Source organism: Pseudovibrio exalbescens, from assembly GCF_028737195.1.
Classification (GTDB): Bacteria; Pseudomonadota; Alphaproteobacteria; order Rhizobiales; family Stappiaceae; genus Pseudovibrio; species Pseudovibrio zosterae.
Genome location: NZ_JAQZAJ010000021.1, coordinates 1 through 1,270, shown reverse-complemented (window position 1 = coordinate 1,270; position 1,270 = coordinate 1). Strand labels below are relative to the sequence as shown.

Sequence of the window (1,270 nt, the reverse complement as noted above, 5' to 3'; positions counted from 1 at the left end):
TTCCCGTATTTTTTGTGGTGTTTTGGTCCTCCATAGTTGTTGTTGTGAGATTGGACAGCAGGTGGCGGCCCAGTTTGGGAGGACCGGCCTGCCAATGAAAACTTCTTGCTGCCCCTTCTGGGCGGTATCAAACAAGAGAATGTGCAATGGATAAAATCATCATCTCTCCAAGCAAGTACGTTCAAGGTGCCGGCACCCTGGCCAAGATCGGTGACTACGTTAAGCCCCTTGGCGTGCGTCCCCTTGCGATTGCCGATGCGTTTGTGACCGGCCTTGTTGGCGACACGGTTGCCACCAGCTTTGCGCAGGCCGAAGCCACGCTGACCATGGAACAGTTCAACGGCGAGTGTTCGCGCGCCGAGATCGAGCGCGTGATTGAAGCGGCCAAGGCCGCAGAAGCGGACGTGATCGTTGGTATTGGCGGCGGCAAGACCCTTGATACGGCCAAGGCTGTTGCGTTCTACACCAAGGTGCCTGTGGTTGTTGTGCCGACAATCGCCTCCACCGACGCGCCAACTTCGGCGCTGGCTGTGATCTACACGCCGGAAGGCGAGTTCTCCGAATACCTTCTGTTCCCGTCCAACCCGAACATGGTGATCATGGACACCAAGATCATCGCTGGTGCGCCTTCGCGGCTTCTGGTGGCGGGTATTGGGGATGCGCTTTCCACGTACTTCGAAGCCCGTGCCAACGGTCTTTCCGGCAAGGCCACCATGGCAGGCGGCGCGCCAACACTGGCTGCGCAGACCCTTGCCAAGCTGTGCTATGAAACTCTGTTGCGGGACGGCCTGAAGGCGAAGATCGCCGTTGACAACAACCTGACCGACAAGGCGGTTGAGAACATCATTGAAGCCAACACGCTGCTGTCAGGTCTTGGCTTTGAAAGCTCCGGTCTTGCGGGCGCGCATGCGATCCACAACGGCTTGACCAAGCTGGAAGAGTGTCATCACCTCTACCATGGCGAAAAGGTTGCCTTTGGCACGCTGACACAGCTGCTTCTTGAAAACGCTCCGCTGGAAGAAATCCGCACCGTGATTGAGTTCTGCCGCTCTGTTGGGCTGCCGACCAACCTGTTCGACATGGGCGTAAAGGAAATCGATCTGGCCAAGCTGAGGGAAGTTGCCGAAGCGTCTTGCGCGGAAGGCGAGACCATTCACAACATGCCGTTCCCGGTGACGCCGGAAATGGTGCTGACGGCCATGCTCTCTGCTCATGAACTCGGCCAGAAGTAAGCCAGTCGCTCATCACAGCAAACACATCAAGCCCCGCG

Annotated in this window: 1 protein-coding gene; it reads left to right on the top strand. The window is 57.6% G+C overall.

Annotation, left to right across the window (positions count from 1 at the left end):
- The first annotated feature begins 146 nt into the window (after window positions 1-146).
- Window positions 147-1,232 (top strand): glycerol dehydrogenase, encoded by a 1,086-nt coding sequence (locus PUV47_RS19830; RefSeq protein WP_274220337.1) that lies wholly within the window; start codon window positions 147-149, stop codon window positions 1,230-1,232.
- Window positions 1,233-1,270: the final 38 nt, after the last annotated feature.

Excerpts from the sequence above, each read along its gene's own strand:
- PUV47_RS19830 (WP_274220337.1), top strand. The coding sequence starts at position 147 with ATGGATAAAATCATCATCTCTCCAAGCAAGTACGTTCAAGGTGCCGGC.